Source organism: Gillisia marina, from assembly GCF_000258765.1.
Taxonomy (GTDB): domain Bacteria; phylum Bacteroidota; class Bacteroidia; order Flavobacteriales; family Flavobacteriaceae; genus Gillisia; species Gillisia marina.
Genome location: NZ_AJLT01000011.1, coordinates 64,009 through 79,550 on the forward strand (window position 1 = coordinate 64,009; position 15,542 = coordinate 79,550).

At 35.6% G+C, this 15,542-nt stretch carries 13 protein-coding genes and 2 pseudogenes; 12 read left to right on the top strand and 3 right to left on the bottom strand.

The genetic code is table 11. The annotated features are described in order from the left end of the window. Nucleotides 1-56: 56 nt before the first annotated feature. The 3 genes from ON07_RS03390 to ON07_RS03400 are packed head-to-tail and all read left to right on the top strand — an operon-like array spanning nt 57 to nt 3,890. Nucleotides 57-1,244 carry a phosphoglycerate kinase gene (locus ON07_RS03390; RefSeq protein WP_010228214.1) on the top strand — a complete coding sequence of 396 codons (1,188 nt, stop codon included), beginning with the start codon at nt 57-59 and terminating at the stop codon, nt 1,242-1,244. Between the two features lie 47 nt (nt 1,245-1,291). Next, a complete protein-coding gene (locus tag ON07_RS03395; protein WP_029331400.1) occupies nt 1,292-2,890 on the top strand; it encodes a lytic transglycosylase domain-containing protein in 1,599 nt (532 codons plus the stop codon). A gap of 19 nt (nt 2,891-2,909) precedes the next feature. After that, the gene (locus ON07_RS03400) at nt 2,910-3,890 is read left to right on the top strand and encodes a DUF4837 family protein (RefSeq protein ID WP_010228218.1); all 981 of its coding nucleotides are present in this window, start codon (nt 2,910-2,912) and stop codon (nt 3,888-3,890) included. A 50-nt stretch (nt 3,891-3,940) separates the two neighbouring features. On the opposite strand, the gene tatA is transcribed toward ON07_RS03400, so the two are convergent. Then, nucleotides 3,941-4,138, bottom strand: coding sequence for a twin-arginine translocase TatA/TatE family subunit (gene tatA, locus ON07_RS03405; RefSeq protein WP_010228220.1), 198 nt, complete (start codon nt 4,136-4,138; stop codon nt 3,941-3,943). Nucleotides 4,139-4,252: 114 nt separating this feature from the next. Here tatA and ON07_RS03410 point away from each other — a divergent pair, with 114 nt between their 5' ends. The 7 genes and pseudogenes from ON07_RS03410 to ON07_RS14400 all read left to right on the top strand — a co-directional run bounded on the left by ON07_RS03410 (nt 4,253) and on the right by ON07_RS14400 (nt 11,497). Beyond that, nucleotides 4,253-5,122, top strand: a complete 870-nt coding sequence (locus tag ON07_RS03410; protein ID WP_010228222.1) for a M23 family metallopeptidase — start codon at nt 4,253-4,255, stop codon at nt 5,120-5,122. A gap of 6 nt (nt 5,123-5,128) precedes the next feature. Continuing rightward, nucleotides 5,129-6,618, top strand: a pseudogene (locus ON07_RS14395) (GH3 auxin-responsive promoter family protein). Nucleotides 6,619-6,627: 9 nt separating this feature from the next. Further along, nucleotides 6,628-8,313 (top strand): DUF6909 family protein, encoded by a 1,686-nt coding sequence (locus ON07_RS03420; protein ID WP_010228223.1) that lies wholly within the window; start codon nt 6,628-6,630, stop codon nt 8,311-8,313. 4 nt (nt 8,314-8,317) lie between these two features. Further along, complete coding sequence (rfbC, locus tag ON07_RS03425; RefSeq protein ID WP_010228224.1) at nt 8,318-8,863, top strand: dTDP-4-dehydrorhamnose 3,5-epimerase; 546 nt, start codon at nt 8,318-8,320, stop codon at nt 8,861-8,863. Further along, nucleotides 8,860-9,711 (top strand): dTDP-4-dehydrorhamnose reductase, encoded by an 852-nt coding sequence (rfbD, locus tag ON07_RS03430; protein ID WP_010228225.1) that lies wholly within the window; start codon nt 8,860-8,862, stop codon nt 9,709-9,711. The genes rfbC and rfbD overlap by 4 nt, the downstream gene beginning before the upstream one ends. A 13-nt stretch (nt 9,712-9,724) precedes the next feature. After that, a complete protein-coding gene (locus ON07_RS03435; RefSeq protein WP_010228226.1) occupies nt 9,725-10,714 on the top strand; it encodes a UDP-glucuronic acid decarboxylase family protein in 990 nt (329 codons plus the stop codon). Nucleotides 10,715-10,754: 40 nt separating this feature from the next. Next, nucleotides 10,755-11,497: pseudogene (locus ON07_RS14400) on the top strand (glycosyltransferase family 2 protein). On the opposite strand, the gene ON07_RS03445 reads toward ON07_RS14400, so the two are convergent. Continuing rightward, a complete protein-coding gene (locus ON07_RS03445; protein WP_010228227.1) occupies nt 11,490-12,797 on the bottom strand; it encodes a phenylacetate--CoA ligase family protein in 1,308 nt (435 codons plus the stop codon). The pseudogene ON07_RS14400 and the gene ON07_RS03445 sit on opposite strands and share 8 nt — an antisense overlap. A gap of 90 nt (nt 12,798-12,887) precedes the next feature. Between ON07_RS03445 and purD the strand changes: the two genes are divergently transcribed. Beyond that, on the top strand, nt 12,888-14,162 hold the full coding sequence (gene purD, locus ON07_RS03450; RefSeq protein ID WP_010228228.1) for a phosphoribosylamine--glycine ligase: 1,275 nt from the start codon (nt 12,888-12,890) through the stop codon (nt 14,160-14,162). Here the strand turns inward: purD and ON07_RS03455 are convergent. Next, a complete protein-coding gene (locus tag ON07_RS03455; protein WP_010228229.1) occupies nt 14,154-14,384 on the bottom strand; it encodes a DUF6341 family protein in 231 nt (76 codons plus the stop codon). The two genes, purD and ON07_RS03455, sit on opposite strands and share 9 nt — an antisense overlap. A 105-nt stretch (nt 14,385-14,489) precedes the next feature. Between ON07_RS03455 and ON07_RS03460 the strand changes: the two genes are divergently transcribed. Then, nucleotides 14,490-15,356 (top strand): DUF6427 family protein, encoded by an 867-nt coding sequence (locus ON07_RS03460; protein WP_237708847.1) that lies wholly within the window; start codon nt 14,490-14,492, stop codon nt 15,354-15,356. Nucleotides 15,357-15,542 lie beyond the last annotated feature (186 nt).

Consider the following 15,542-nt stretch of genomic DNA (forward strand, 5'->3'; position numbering starts at 1 on the left):
TTAATCTTCACTTTATATCTTTATAAAAATTTATATTTGTAGCATACACATTGCTTATGAAAACAGTAGATAACTACAATTTTAAAGATAAAAAGGCGCTTATTCGGGTAGATTTTAATGTTCCATTAGATGATGAAGGGAATGTAACCGACAGCACGAGAATAGAAGCCGCCAAACCTACCATAATTAAAGTCCTAGAAGATGGCGGAAGCGTTGTTCTAATGTCACATTTAGGAAGACCTAAGAATAAAGAAGCTAAATTCTCTTTACAACAAATTGTTTCGAAAGTTTCGGAAGTAATGGGTGTAGAAACCAAATTCGTAAACGATTGCGTGGGTGATGTTGCTGAAAATGCTGCCAATAATTTGGAACCAGGCAAGATTCTCTTGTTAGAAAATTTAAGATACTATCCTGAAGAAACAGAAGGGGATTCCGGCTTTGCGAAACAATTATCGCAACTCGGAGATATTTATGTGAATGATGCCTTTGGAACAGCCCATCGAGCGCATGCTTCAACAACAGTAGTGGCCAAATATTTTGAAGATAAATGCTTCGGTTATTTGTTGAATCAAGAAATAGAAAGCTTGAATAAGGTATTGAACGCGGCAGAAAAGCCTGTTACCGCAATTATTGGTGGTGCTAAAGTTTCGTCTAAGATCACGGTTTTAGAAAACATTTTGGATAAAGTAGATCATTTAATAATTGGAGGCGGAATGGCATTTACGTTTATTAAAGCGCAAGGCGGGAAAATAGGAAGTTCTCTAGTAGAAGACGATAAGCAAGAACTCGCACTGGATATTTTAAAGAAGGCATCAAAAAAGGGAGTGGAAGTTCATTTACCGGTAGATGCTATTATTGCAGACAGTTTTTCTGAAATGGCAAATAAAGATACTTGCTCCATAGACGCTATTCCAGATGGATGGATGGGGCTAGATGCAGGTCCAAGATCTGTAGATTTGTTTGAAGAGGTTATTTTGAAATCTAAAACGATTCTTTGGAATGGACCGGTTGGAGTTTTTGAAATGGAATCTTTTGCTGAAGGAACCTTGAAACTTGGTCAAGCAATTAGCAAGGCAACTGCAAATGGAGCTTTTTCGCTTGTAGGAGGTGGAGACTCTGTAGCCGCTGTGAAAAAGTTTAATTTAGAAAATGAAGTAAGTTACGTTTCTACCGGTGGTGGAGCGATGTTGGAAATGCTAGAAGGGAAAACACTTCCCGGAATTAAGGCAATTTCAGAAGTTTAAGTAAGAAACTAGAATTTTAAACGTTTCTGTACCCTAGATGTAGAAATATGAAGAAGATAATCACACTTTTAATGTTATTCGTTTTTTTTGGCTCCATGGGTCAGAAGAATCCGGCAAAAACAAACTCAGAACCTTTAGACAAGTCTGAAAAAGCAAATTTTAGAGTTCAAGTTTTTAAGAAATCTGATACCGCTAAAATCCAATTACAAAATCCCGATCCGGAATTTAAAGATAGATTACCAATTTCAGCTAAAATTAATGAGACATCTATTAAAAACCTTAAGGATTTACCGCATGCTGCAGTAATAGATTCGGTTTGGAAAAAGGAACTTTTAAATTCCGATCTATACGAAGAAATGCAAGAAGAAATTCTAAAACAGGATTATTCTGAAGTTGTATATAAAGAACTACCAACAGATACGTTAAAAGCGCGTCTTGCAAAATTAAATGCTCGCACACCCTTCAATATAGAATACAATCCTATTCTTGAAAGCGTTATAAAATCTTATCTAAAAAGGAATAAAAAATCCATGGAGCGCCTAATGGCCTTGAGTGAATATTATTTCCCGATGTTCGAGCAGCAATTGGATAGATTTGATGTTCCATTAGAAATAAAATACTTAGCCATTGTAGAATCGGCACTTAATCCTCGGGCTAGATCTAGAGTAGGCGCAACGGGATTATGGCAATTTATGTTTGCTACCGGTAAAATGCAGGGATTAGATGTGAGTTCTTATGTAGATGAGCGCATGGATCCTATAATGGCTACAGAAGCAGCAGTAAGATATTTAGAAAGCTTATACAAAACCTTTGGAGATTGGGACATGGTATTGGCATCTTACAATTCTGGACCCGGAAATGTTGCTAAAGCGATAAGAAGAAGCGGAGGATCAACCAATTACTGGGAATTAAGGCGTTATTTACCACGTGAAACAGCTGGTTATGTACCCGCTTTTCTTGCGACACTTTATTTGTTTGAGTATGCTAAAGAACATGATTTTCAACCAAACGGACCGGAGGTTGCATTTTTTGAAACAGATACTTTACATGTAAAGCAAATGCTCACCTTCGACCAGATTAGCAAAGTCTCTGGTGTAGACAAAGAAATGCTTCAGTTTTTAAACCCAAGCTATAAGCTGGATATAATTCCGTTTGTGGAAGACGAGGCCTATTCACTAAGATTACCTAAAAAAAGTGTGGGCATATTTGTAAACAATGAAGAAGCTATTTACAATTTTGCGAAAACGGAATTAGCTGAAAAGGAAAAAGAATTACCTCGATTTGTAGAGGCTGAAGATAAAGTTAGATACAGAGTGAAAAGCGGTGATTATCTAGGTAGAATTGCCAGTAAATATGGAGTAGGAGTAAGCAGCATTAAAAAATGGAATAATTTAAGAAGCAACAATCTTCGCATTGGGCAATACCTTACTATTTATCCTCGAAAATCTGTTACGGTAGCTAAGAGTACAGTGAGTAGTTCTAAGCCAGCTACTCAAGCTAAAACTTATACTGTGAAGAGTGGAGATTCACTTTGGAGTATTTCTAAAAAATTCCCGGGAATTTCGGTACAGAATTTGAGAGCATGGAATAGGATGTCTAGCACATCGCTTAAGCCCGGAATGAAGTTAAAGCTTTCCGGAAGCTAGAATTAATTAAACTACCATTATGAAGAATTTTCTATTTCTAAGTTTATTTATTGCTTTATTAGTTACTGGATGTCAGGATTCAGATGGTAAAGATCCTGTATTACTGGCTACTTCTTCGGGAAATATCAACAATATCTCTGTAGTTATAGATAATGAAATGTGGGAAGGTTCTATTGGAGAAGCGCTTAGAAAGTCCTTGGCAGCACCCGTAGATGGATTGCCTCAAGAAGAACCGATGTTTTCTCTAAATCAGATGCCACCGGAAGCTTTTTCTGGTTTTGTACGTAAGAACAGATTGTTTGTGAAGATTGAAAATGGACAAGCAGGAAATTTTAAAATTTTCAATGATCCATTTGCGCATCCTCAAACTGGCGTAGTAATTACGGGGAAAGATTCTAACGAGATCATCAATCAAATCAATAAAAATTCTGAAGAAATCATTGAAACACTTCGGAATACTGAAATTAAAGAAAAACAAAGAAGGATCAATAAGTCATTGAAAGATGACAAAAAACTTAAAAGAACATTAGGCGTTTCGCTTAAATTTCCAACAGCATACAGATACGCTATGGAAAACGATGATTTCTTTTGGATTCGAAAAGATATTCCTAAGGGAAATATGGAGATTTTAGTATACGCTGTTCCCCTTAATCAAATTGATAAAGACACCAATGTAATTGCTAATATTATAAAAATGAGAGATTCTATTGGGCAAGTTCATATCCCTGGGCCATTAGAAGATAGTTATATGATCACTGAAGAAGCGTATGCTCCTTATCTTTTTGATTCTGAAGTAGATGGTAAGTTTGCGTATGAAACAAAGGGAACTTGGGAAGTTAAGAATGCTTTTATGGCTGGTCCATTTATTAATTATGCAGTTAGAGATAGTGTTAACAATAGATATATCATTCTTGAAGGTTTTACTTTCGCTCCCGCAACGGCAAAGCGAGACAATATGTTCGAGTTGGAAGCCATCTTGAAATCGGCGAAAATAGACTAAAAAAAAAGCCCAATTTTAATTGGGCTTTTTTTTAGATAGTATAATAAATCTTATTTTTTGTCTTCAGGAATTACCTTGTCTTTATCATCATCATCTTCCTTCGAGGCATCCTTAAATTCTTTGATACCACTCCCTAATCCTCTCATTAATTCAGGAATTTTACGTCCACCAAATAATAATAATACCACAATTACGATTAATATTATTTGTGGAGCACCTATGGCTAAAGGTAAAAATAATGCGTTCATAATTAAAAGTTTTGTTATTACAAACTTAGGAAGAAATCATTAATATAAACGTTTATGAGCATTAAAATAGTATAAATTTAACTTTATGCTATCTTTGTGATAGCAGCATAAATTATGTCTCAAACAAAAAAAGATAAAAAGAAATTCACCAAAAAGTTACTTCATAAATACAGATTGGTCGTATTAAATGAAGATACCTTTGAGGAGCGTCTTTCATTTAAATTAACACGATTAAATTTATTTGTGTTTATAACCTCCAGTGCTATTCTACTAATTGCGCTAACAACTTTTATTATAGCTTTTACAGGATTAAGGGAGTACATCCCGGGATATTCTTCAACAAAGCTCAAAAGACAGGCTACAGAGTTAACTTATAAAACAGATTCCCTGCAAACTGCATTAATGTTGAATAATCAGTACTACGAATCTATAAGAAAAGTGCTTACCGGTGACCTGGAAATAGGCGATCTCAATAGAGATTCGTTATTAAATTCCCAGCAAATTGATTCAGAATATATAGATCTATCTCCTTCTAGAGCCGACTCTTTGCTAAGAGAAGAAGTAGCTCTGGAAGATAAATATAACGTTCTTCAAACTGCTGGAGCTAATATTGAATTCGCATTATTTCCTCCTGTTAAAGGACCAATTACGGAAGGCTATAATGTTAAAACTAGGCATTATGCTTTGGATATCGTTGTGGCAAAAAACGCTCCGGTAAAAAGTGTTGCAGATGGCCGGGTGATCTTTGCTGAATGGAGCGCAGGAACGGGATATGTAATTATTATAGAGCACAATTATGGCTTGCTCTCCGTTTATAAGCATAATTCGTCTCTTACAAAAGAGCAGGGAGACTTCGTAAAATCTGGAGAAGTGATTGCCGCGGCAGGATCTGCCGGAGAACTCACAACGGGTCCCCATCTTCATTTCGAATTATGGAATGAGGGTAATCCAGTAAATCCAAAAGATTACATTGATTTTGATTAAACTTCTATGTCTATAAAATCTATTGCTGCAAAGATCTTTGCAAAATATATTCGTAATAAAATCGATAAGTGGGCTTCTAATCCGGAAGCTACACAAGAAAAAGTATTTAAAGAACTTTTAGAAAAAGCAAAGAACACACAATTTGGTTTAGATCATCATTTTAAGGACATCAAAAACTATAAAGAATTTGCATCGAATGTTCTCGTTCGGGATTATGAGGAGTTAAGGCATTATGTAGATAAAATGGTGGCGGGAGAGGAAAATATATTGTGGCCGGGAAAACCACTGTATTATGCTAAAACTTCGGGGACTACAAGTGGGGCAAAATACATTCCCCTTACAAAAGAGTCTATGCCTACGCATATTAATGCGGCTAGAAATGCCATTTTATGTTATATAGCTGAAACTGGTAAGTCTAAATTTGTAGATGGAAAAATGATCTTCTTACAAGGTAGTCCTGAGCTAACAGAGAAGAACGGAGTGAAATTAGGGAGACTATCGGGGATTGTTGCACATTTTGTTCCTTCCTATCTTCAGAAAAATAGATTACCAAGTTTAATGACAAATTGTATTGAAGATTGGGAAACTAAGGTTGATGCAATAATTGGTGAAACAAAAGATGAGGATATGACCGTGATAAGCGGAATTCCATCTTGGGTACAAATGTATTTTGAAAAGCTACAACAGACCACAGGAAAAAAGGTGGGTGATCTTTTTAAGAATTTCGACCTATTTATTTACGGCGGTGTGAATTACGAACCTTATCGCGCTAAATTTGAAAACCTAATTGGAAGAAAGGTAGATAGCATAGAATTATATCCAGCTTCTGAAGGTTTTTTTGCGTTTCAGGATAAACAAGGTGACAAGGGAATGCTACTTCAGTTAGATTCCGGAATTTTTTATGAATTTATTAAGTCTGAAGAATTCTTTGATGAAAACCCAACCCGATTAACAATAGGTGAAGTTGAGGTAGGAGTGAATTACGTGATGATCGTTTCTACACTGCCGGCTTATGGGCATATAATTTGGGTGACACCGTGCAGTTCACTTCAGTAAAACCTTACAAAGTCATTGTTTCCGGTAGGATTAAACATTTTATTTCGGCATTTGGAGAACATGTTATTGCAAAAGAAGTCGAGCAAGCAATGCAGGAAGCGACTAAGCAAACAGGCTGTAGGATTACAGAGTTTACAGTAGCTCCACAGATAACTCCGGAGGGTGAAGAACTGCCTTATCATGAGTGGTTTATAGAATTTGAAAAAGAACCGGAAGACCTTCAGCAATTTGTGGAGATCTTAGACCGATCTGTGCAAGAGCAAAATTCTTATTACTTAGATTTGATAGAAGGAAAGATCCTTCAGCAATTAAAAATTAAAAAAATTCCCGAGAATGGATTTCAGCAGTATATGAAATCTATTGGAAAACTGGGAGGACAAAATAAATTACCAAGACTCTCCAACGATAGAAAAATCGCTGAGGTTTTAGAGAAAATATAAAGTAGAAATATGGTGAATTTGAAATTGATGGGAAGAACCCGTGCTCAAGAAAGTACAAATGCAATAGAACGTATGTATATAACCATGCGACATCTATTTAACCGTGGTTTTTATAAGCCTATGGGAATTTCCGGGGAAACACTTAGGGAATCCTTACTTACGCTTAGACCGGAAATTTATGGGACTATTGCCGAGGAAAAAGTAGAATTGGACGGACTTTTATATGTGATCGAGCGTTTACCTGTGGGAATAGAGCAATGCCGATTTATTAATCTTACCAGTGACGAAGGATATGCGAATTCTCATTTTCAGCCAATTGTGCCACCAAAAAGACGTAGAAATTGCTATAGAATAGATGAAGAGCAAATGAATATAGAGGTGACTCGTGGAAGATCTGAGATCTATGATATTCTTACGCATCTTACATTTATGTTTATAGAATCGCATAAAATAATGCGCAGAGTGATTATAGATGAGGAAGGAAGTGTAACTAGAGACTGGAAAAAGCTAGAGGCTGCCGTAATGAAGTCGGAATTGTCGCAAAATGAACGTGAAATTGCACTTACCCACACTGCCAATATTCTTGGAAGAACTTTTAAAGAAGTTACCGGCATTTATCCAAAATTCATGACACCGGAAAATGAAGAGCGATTTTTACAGATTATTTATTGGTTGGGGAAACTTGCCATCGATGAAACCATAAATAATAATAAACGCATAGTAACCTTTAGTCCCGTGCTAAGAGAGCGTTTAGGCCATCATATTCATGGAGAAATTTGGGCTGATACCATCAAGCAATACTTGGTAGAAAATAATTTAATGCATCGCCCAATTCATATAATTAGTGCCAATATGCACAGTGTAATGAATACATTGTTTTCACCAATCGCATTGCAAGAAGAATTGAAAGAAAAGAAATCTATGCAGGTATATGAAGACCTGAGTAATAGCGGGAATGGGCAGCTTAGAAATAAGGTGATGAAGGTGGCGTTGGAAAACGGTATGAAATTTATTGAAGATGCCAGCGGAACCAATATAGATGTTCAGGTTTTTGACACCGCGAAGATTAAAGACGGTTTTAGAAGTCCGGAATTTAATGTGAAAAATGATGATGAAAAGCCTGTGCTTTTAGTCATGGATTACGCTTTCGGGGAGCAAGCTTATGAAACTATGGATGAGCTGCTGAAACCATATAGGTTTGAAGACAAAGAAATTCATTTAAATGTAGATTCTGTTTCCATCATGGGGAAAGCAGGAATTTTAGATGGAGGAAAAGGAGATATTATGATTCCTACTGCCCATTTATTTGAAGGAACAGCCGATAATTACCCATTTTATAACGAACTTAAAAAAGAAGATCTGGAAGGAAATGGCATTAAGGTCGTAGATGGTTCTATGATCACGGTACTAGGAACATCCCTACAAAATAGAGATATCTTAAGATTTTTTCAAGAATCTACCTGGGATGTGGTTGGATTGGAAATGGAAGGAGTCCATTATCAAAAAGCAATTCAATCTGCATCTAGATTAAGAGGAAATATTAAAGAAGATGTAAAAGTGAGATATGCTTATTATGCTTCGGATAACCCGTTAGAAACTGGAAGTACTTTAGCTTCTGGTGGATTGGGAACAACAGGGGTAAAACCAACCTATTTAATTACCGAAAAAATCTTAGAACAAATATTTAATTCATAGTAATATGAAGTTTGAAAAGACACCTTTAAAGGATTGTTTTGTGTTAACTCCGGAGGTTTTTATAGACCATCGCGGTAAGTTTTTAGAGAGTTATCATAAAAAGAAATTCAACGAGGTTACCGGCCTGGATCTAGATTTTGTTCAGGATAACCAGTCGGTATCCAAAAAGGGAGTTTTAAGGGGATTACATTTTCAATCTGGTGAATTTGCCCAGGCAAAACTGGTGCGAGTAATCCATGGAGAAGTTATGGATGTGGTAGTAGATCTACGGCCAGATTCTCCAACATTTAAGAAGGCACATCATATTATTTTATCCGATCATAATCAACATCAGTTATTTATACCACAAGGCTTCGCACATGGATTTATCACCTTGTCTGAAACTTCAGTTTTTTCCTATAAATGCGACCGATTTTATTATCCGGGTTCAGAATCCGGAGTGATTTACAACGATCCGGATCTTGCAATAGATTGGAAAATTCCTGAAGATGAGTTTATTCTATCAGAAAAAGACACTAAATTACCAACACTCAAAGAATTATTTCCATGAAAACGGTATTGGTAACGGGAGCCTCAGGACAATTAGGAAAATGTCTTCAAAAATTAGCCGAAAATCAGCATGAAATAGATTGGCTTTTTATGGACTCTTCGGAAATAGATATCACTTCGAGTTGTGATCTTGAGATGTGTTTTAGCAGTAAACAAATAGATTATTGTATTAATTGCGCTGCCTATACCAATGTTGAAAAAGCTGAATCTGAAAAAGAAAAAGCTTTCAGTATAAATGCTGAAGCAGTAAAGAATTTGGCTGAGATATGTAGGAAACATAAAACAGTACTTATTCATATTTCTACAGATTATGTTTTTGATGGAACTAGTAATAGTCCATATATCGAGGAAGATGATACAAATCCTATTAACGTGTACGGCGCTTCAAAACTGATGGGAGAGCAACACATTCAGACTACAATAGGTTACCATTTTATTTTTAGAACTTCCTGGTTGTACTCCGAATTTGGATATAATTTTTATAAGACAATCACAAATAAAGCTGCGGAGAATGCGTCTTTGAATATCACAACGGCTCAAAAAGGAACGCCTACTAACGCAAACCATTTGGCAGAACTCATTGTGAAAATTATAAAGGAAGATAATACCAATTATGGATTGTATCACTTTAGCAATGACGGGGAAACTACATGGTACGGATTTGCAAAAGAAATTTTAAAAGTTTCCAATAAATGTGGTGAGATTTCTTTGAAGGAGGATAATTCTTACAAAACCATCGCAAAAAGGCCTGAATATAGTGTCTTAGATAAAGCTAAATTAAAGACTACTTTTGGGATAGAAGTTGCCCCATGGCAGGAAGCAGTTTTAGAATTGTACAATAATAATTAGATAAAAATTTTAGATGTCTAAAAGGATATTAATTACCGGAGCGGCTGGATTTTTAGGTTCTCATTTATGCGATAGATTTATTAAAGAAGGCTACCAAGTTATCGGGATGGATAATTTGATAACCGGTGATATGAAAAACATAGAACATCTCTTAAAGCTTGAAAACTTTGAATTCTATCATCATGATATCACAAAATATGTACACGTTGCCGGGAAGCTAGATTATATCTTACATTTTGCATCCCCCGCCAGCCCTATAGACTATTTAAAAATTCCAATCCAAACATTAAAAGTAGGTTCTGTTGGCGTATTACATTTACTTGGTTTGGCTAAGGAGAAAAAAGCGCGAATTTTGATTGCTTCTACTTCAGAAATTTATGGCGATCCCTTAGTGCATCCACAATCCGAAGATTATTATGGAAATGTGAACGCTATAGGCCCTCGAGGTGTGTACGATGAAGCAAAGCGTTTTCAGGAATCTATGACCATGGCCTATCATCGTTTTCATGGTTTAGAAACTAGAATTGCTCGAATTTTTAACACCTATGGCCCGAGAATGCGTTTAAATGATGGACGTGTAATTCCTGCATTTATCGGCCAGGCATTACGGGGAGAAGATCTTACAGTATTTGGCGACGGTTCTCAAACCCGCTCTTTTTGCTATGTAGACGATCAAGTGGAAGGAATTTATAGATTGCTTTTAAGTGATTATTCAGATCCGGTGAATATTGGAAATCCAGATGAAATCACTATCAGGGAATTTGCAGACGAAATTATTAAACTTACCAATACCAATCAGAAAGTAATTTGCAAGCCTTTGCCGGAGGACGATCCCATGCAACGACAACCGGATATTACCAGAGCTAAAGAAATTTTAGGCTGGGAGCCAAAGGTTTCTAGGGAAGAAGGGATGAAGATCACGTACGATTACTTTAAAGGACTTACTCAAGAGGAATTGTTTAAAAGTGAGCATAAAGATTTTGCAAAGCACATAAGACGCTAAAAATAGCTAAATGGAAGAATCGCCATTAGTATCGGTAATAATGCCCGCTTATAATTCGGCAGATTTTATTGCCGAAGCTATTCAATCGGTTTTGCAACAAACTTATAAAAACTGGGAGTTATTAATAATTGATGATGCATCAAAAGACTCCACCATTTCAATCATTGAAAAAATTAAATCAGCAGATCCTAGAATTCAACTTTTTCAGAATAAAACAAACCAGGGTGCAGGTGTTAGCAGGAACATTGGAATTAAAGCGGCTCGGGGCCCTATATGGCATTTTTAGATGCTGATGATCTTTGGCTTGCCGAGAAATTAGAAACTCAGTTAAAGTTTATGAAGAGTCACAATCTGGACATGACTTTTTCCAGTTATTACTTGATAGATGAATCCGGCGAAATGCTTAACAAAAAAGTTGAAGCCTTGCCAATTCTTTCGTATCAAAAATTGCTGAAATCTAATTATGTAGGGAATCTTACCGGAATTTATAGTGTTGAAAAATTAGGTAAGATTTACTGCCCGACCTTAAGAAAAAGACAAGATTGGGCATTATGGTTAACTATTTTGAAAAACATAGGATCCACGAAAGGAATGAGTACACCACTTGCAAAATACCGAATTAGAGAAAATTCGATCTCAAACAATAAGACTGCGCTTTTAAAATATAACTATTTAATCTATCGTAAATTTTTGAAATATAGTAAACTTAAGAGCTTGCTAAGAATGGGAGTGTTTTTAAAGGAACATTTCTTTGTTAAGAAAAGGCAGACAATCGCTAAATAATTGAAGTAAATTGCTTCAATTTTCCACTTTTATTTCTTTTTAGAATTGGCATTTTTTCAAAATCCACATGAAGATCTTTGCCAACGAAGGTTTCAATCGCAGCCAATATTTTCTGAATTTGCCCATCAGAAAGAACATTTTCACTCACATATTCTATTTTAAACCTGTCCAAAGCAGTTTGCACGATTAGAAACTCTTTAATGCTTCCGGCATCTTCAATAATAGATTTTGTTACATAATAAAAAGTAAGGCCCGGAACTACTTTTCCATCAGCCAAACGCGCTACATCGTTTGTTCTTCCGGTAAGATTCAATAATACAGGATGTTTAAAAGTGCTTTTTGTAGATAAGGTTCCAGTATCGCCAATATCATATCTAATCATTGGATGTGCCTTGTTATATAAAGAGGTAATTACAATTCTACCTTCTTCTCCATGTGGCAAGCTGCGGTTATTTTCGTCTAAAATCTCTATAAATAGGCTTTCTGCATTCACGATCCATTCCTCCTCGGTATTTTCAAAAGCGATAAGCCCTACTTCGCTTGCACCATATTCGTTCACTACCGGAATTCCAAAGGCAGTTTCAATAAGCTTCTTATCGTTTTCAAAAAGTTTTTCTGAAGTAACTATACAAACCTTTAATGAAGGGCATGTTTCTTTTAGAACTACCTTTCGTTTCTTTAAATACTTAGCAAAAAGCAATATTGCACTGGTATAGCCATTGATATAATCAAACTCAGATTTCTCAAAGCGAGTTAAGAATTCTTCCATCTTCTTTTCACTAAGATCGAATACGTTGAATCTCCTTCTTAAGCTAACCTGGTCTTTAAAACGTTCCAATAAATTTCCGTAGAAATCTAAAGGAATTCCATAAAATCTGGCTTGTAAAGATTTGTTGAGGTCTATTTGTATCCAATGATATCTATCGATAAACTCTGCCCAAGTTACTGCATGGCAAAAGCGATCTTTGGCAAAAATAAAAGGATGCCCGCTAGATCCGGAAGTCTTGCCCACATAACTATTCTTCTTATTGTAATTCTTACTAAGCCTTTCCTTTAAAGGGCGTTGTAAATCTGCCTTTTGCATTACTGGTACTTCTTCCCAGTTTTCGAACTCTTTATTTCCGAAGAAATCTTTATAATAGGAATTATGTGATAAATGATAATTTACAATAGCTTTCCTACGATTATGCACATAATCTTCGAATTCCTCCTCTGGAATATCCTGAATTTCTTGTAAGAGTTTTTGTGCCCTATTTATAGGGAATTTATTAAGCTGAAGTGAGATTTTAAACCAATTCAAAGGCTAGTAGTACTTTATTTTAATCGAAATTATTAGTGCTTCAATTTACAAACAATTATTTTTGGCGCAAGAACTTAAAACAACTTCCAGATGAATATTTTGATATTAGGTGCCGGTGGCCGTGAACATGCATTTGCTCACAAGCTTTTAGAAAGTAAACACTGCGATCAACTTTTTGTAGCTCCCGGTAATGCGGGAACAGCTCAAATTGCAACTAATATCGATTTGAAGGTAACCAATTTTGAAGCAATCAAAAAGTTTGTGCTTCAAGAAAAGGTTACAATGCTTGTTGTAGGCCCGGAAGACCCTTTGGTACTGGGAATAGCAGATTTCTTCAACGACGATCCCGAGTTAAGTGAAATAGCTGTTGTGGGACCTTCTAAAAGAGGAGCTTTATTGGAAGGAAGCAAGGAAAGAGCTAAGGAATTCATGTCTATGCATAACATTCCAACAGCTGCTTATCAAAGTTTTACTGCTGAAAGTCTGGAAGCAGGAAAATCGTTTTTGGAAACTTTGAAACCTCCCTATGTTTTGAAAGCAGATGGTCTTGCCGCTGGAAAGGGAGTACTTATTCTAGAAGATTTAGAAGAAGCTAAAGCCGAATTGCAACATATGCTTGTGGATAGCAAATTTGGAAATGCAGGTGAAAAAGTAGTGATCGAAGAATTTTTGGATGGAATAGAACTAAGTGTTTTTGTATTGACCGATGGGAAAAATTATAAAACTTTACCAACGGCAAAAGATTATAAAAGAATAGGTGAAGGAAATACAGGCTTAAACACCGGTGGAATGGGAGCTATTTCTCCAGTTCCTTTTGCCGATGAGGTGTTGATGAAAAAGATTGAAGAACGCATTGTAAAACCTACAATCGATGGGCTTCAGAAGGAAAACATAGATTATAAAGGTTTTGTTTTTATCGGTCTTATTAAAGTAGCCGAGGAACCTTATGTGATTGAATATAATGTAAGAATGGGTGATCCCGAAACCGAAGTGGTGTTACCAAGAATCGAAAGTGATCTGGTGACCTTGTTCCAATCCTTAAAAGATCAAAAGCTGAATGAGCAAGAAGTAAAGATCTCACCAAAAACAGCAGCGACTGTGATGTTGGTATCTGGAGGATATCCTGAAGCTTATGAAAAAGGAGCAGAAATTAAAGGCTTAAATGAGATTGAAGATTCCTTAATTTTTCATGCCGGAACTACAGAAAAAGATGGCAATGTGGTAACTAATGGCGGGAGAGTAATTGCGGTAACCTCCTTTGGAAAAGATTACAATGAGGCACTAAAAAAATCTTATCAAAATGTAGATAAACTTCATTTTGATAAGATGTATTATAGAAAGGATCTAGGTTTTGACCTAGCCTAAAAATGAATGTGCTATAGGATCACGATTTTCCTCATCGTTATCGTTGTATTTTTTCAATTGTATCATCCAATATACCATAGCTACAAAACAAATGATCATAAAGACCCAGTTCATAAAATTAGCTAGAAACCAAGAACTGTCTTGTAGTTCCCTAAGAGCATCGTAAGGAAGAAATAATATTTCTGTAAAAAGCCACGCGATTCCTTCAAATAGATCTTTCATTGTATAACTTTGTTATATTATGGCACAAAAATATAAAAAACGAACATGCTAACAAGCTTTTTTAGCAAATCTAAACCAGTTATTTTATTAACGGTCATTCTCTTTATGGCTGTTTTTTACATTTCGGCTAATCTTAAACCTGTATTTCAGGAATTTGAAGTCTATACGCTCTTTACAAAACTTGGCGTGTTTGTGAGTTTTTTACTTAGTGTCATGGTGCTGGATTTTATTGCAAAAAAGAATGAGCTTACTAAAAGGAGCGGTTTCAAAATCCTAATATTTGCAGTCTGTTCGGTTTCTTTTTTAGCGATTTTAAGGGATAATCAAATAATTGTGGCTAACCTTTGCATTTTACTTTCTTTGCGAAGAGTGATAAGTTTAAAGTCTAGAAAGGATATTGCTTTAAAAATTTTTGACGCAACTTTTTGGATATGCATTGCTTCGCTTTTCTATTTTTGGTCCATTCTTTTTCTGTTTATTGTTTACTGCGGAATATTATTTCACGCGATAAATTATTTTAAGAACTGGCTTATTCCTTTGGTGGCCGTGTTTGGAGTTTTTGTAATGCTTACAGCTTTTCACCTTATATTTAACGATGCGTTTTATACTTGGACAGCTTGGTTTCAGCAAAGTTCTTTTAAATTTGAAAATTACCAGAATCTCAGTATTCTAATCCCTATAAGCATCATCTTAGCGGTAACTGTTTGGACATTATCACACTATTTTAAGCTTTTTCAAAAATCTGGAATTAGGTCTAGACCCACCTATATGCTGGTTTTTATAACACTTCTAATTTCTATTTTAGTAGCGATTCTATCTCCTGTTAAAAACGGTAGTGAGTTGTTATTTTTCTTTGTTCCATTTTCGATTATAGCTTCAAATTATTTCGACAATAAAAAAGAGAAAGGATTTAAAGAAGTGCTTTTAATAGTACTTATTTTAATGCCTATTTTACTTCCGATTTTTCTGTAATTCAGATTTTCGCAAAAGTCGTGGAGATAAATGGCTTCAGACTTTCCACTATTTCAAAATATAATACCTTTGTTTTCCATTAGAATTTTCTGAGATAATTTATAATATGCAGATGGGATGTCAGGTTGAGCGGAGTCGAAACCTCGGGAGAAACCTCCTTTTTAAGTTAAAAAGTTCTCGACTTTA

Excerpts from the sequence above, each read along its gene's own strand:
- ON07_RS03455 (WP_010228229.1), bottom strand. The coding sequence starts at position 14,384 with ATGAAAGATCTATTTGAAGGAATCGCGTGGCTTTTTACAGAAATATTA.
- ON07_RS03395 (WP_029331400.1), top strand. The coding sequence starts at position 1,292 with ATGAAGAAGATAATCACACTTTTAATGTTATTCGTTTTTTTTGGCTCC.
- tatA (WP_010228220.1), bottom strand. The coding sequence starts at position 4,138 with ATGAACGCATTATTTTTACCTTTAGCCATAGGTGCTCCACAAATAATA.
- ON07_RS03400 (WP_010228218.1), top strand. The coding sequence starts at position 2,910 with ATGAAGAATTTTCTATTTCTAAGTTTATTTATTGCTTTATTAGTTACT.
- rfbC (WP_010228224.1), top strand. The coding sequence starts at position 8,318 with ATGAAGTTTGAAAAGACACCTTTAAAGGATTGTTTTGTGTTAACTCCG.
- purD (WP_010228228.1), top strand. The coding sequence starts at position 12,888 with ATGAATATTTTGATATTAGGTGCCGGTGGCCGTGAACATGCATTTGCT.
- ON07_RS03390 (WP_010228214.1), top strand. The coding sequence starts at position 57 with ATGAAAACAGTAGATAACTACAATTTTAAAGATAAAAAGGCGCTTATT.
- ON07_RS03420 (WP_010228223.1), top strand. The coding sequence starts at position 6,628 with ATGGTGAATTTGAAATTGATGGGAAGAACCCGTGCTCAAGAAAGTACA.
- ON07_RS03460 (WP_237708847.1), top strand. The coding sequence starts at position 14,490 with ATGGCTGTTTTTTACATTTCGGCTAATCTTAAACCTGTATTTCAGGAA.
- rfbD (WP_010228225.1), top strand. The coding sequence starts at position 8,860 with ATGAAAACGGTATTGGTAACGGGAGCCTCAGGACAATTAGGAAAATGT.
- ON07_RS03435 (WP_010228226.1), top strand. The coding sequence starts at position 9,725 with ATGTCTAAAAGGATATTAATTACCGGAGCGGCTGGATTTTTAGGTTCT.
- ON07_RS03410 (WP_010228222.1), top strand. The coding sequence starts at position 4,253 with ATGTCTCAAACAAAAAAAGATAAAAAGAAATTCACCAAAAAGTTACTT.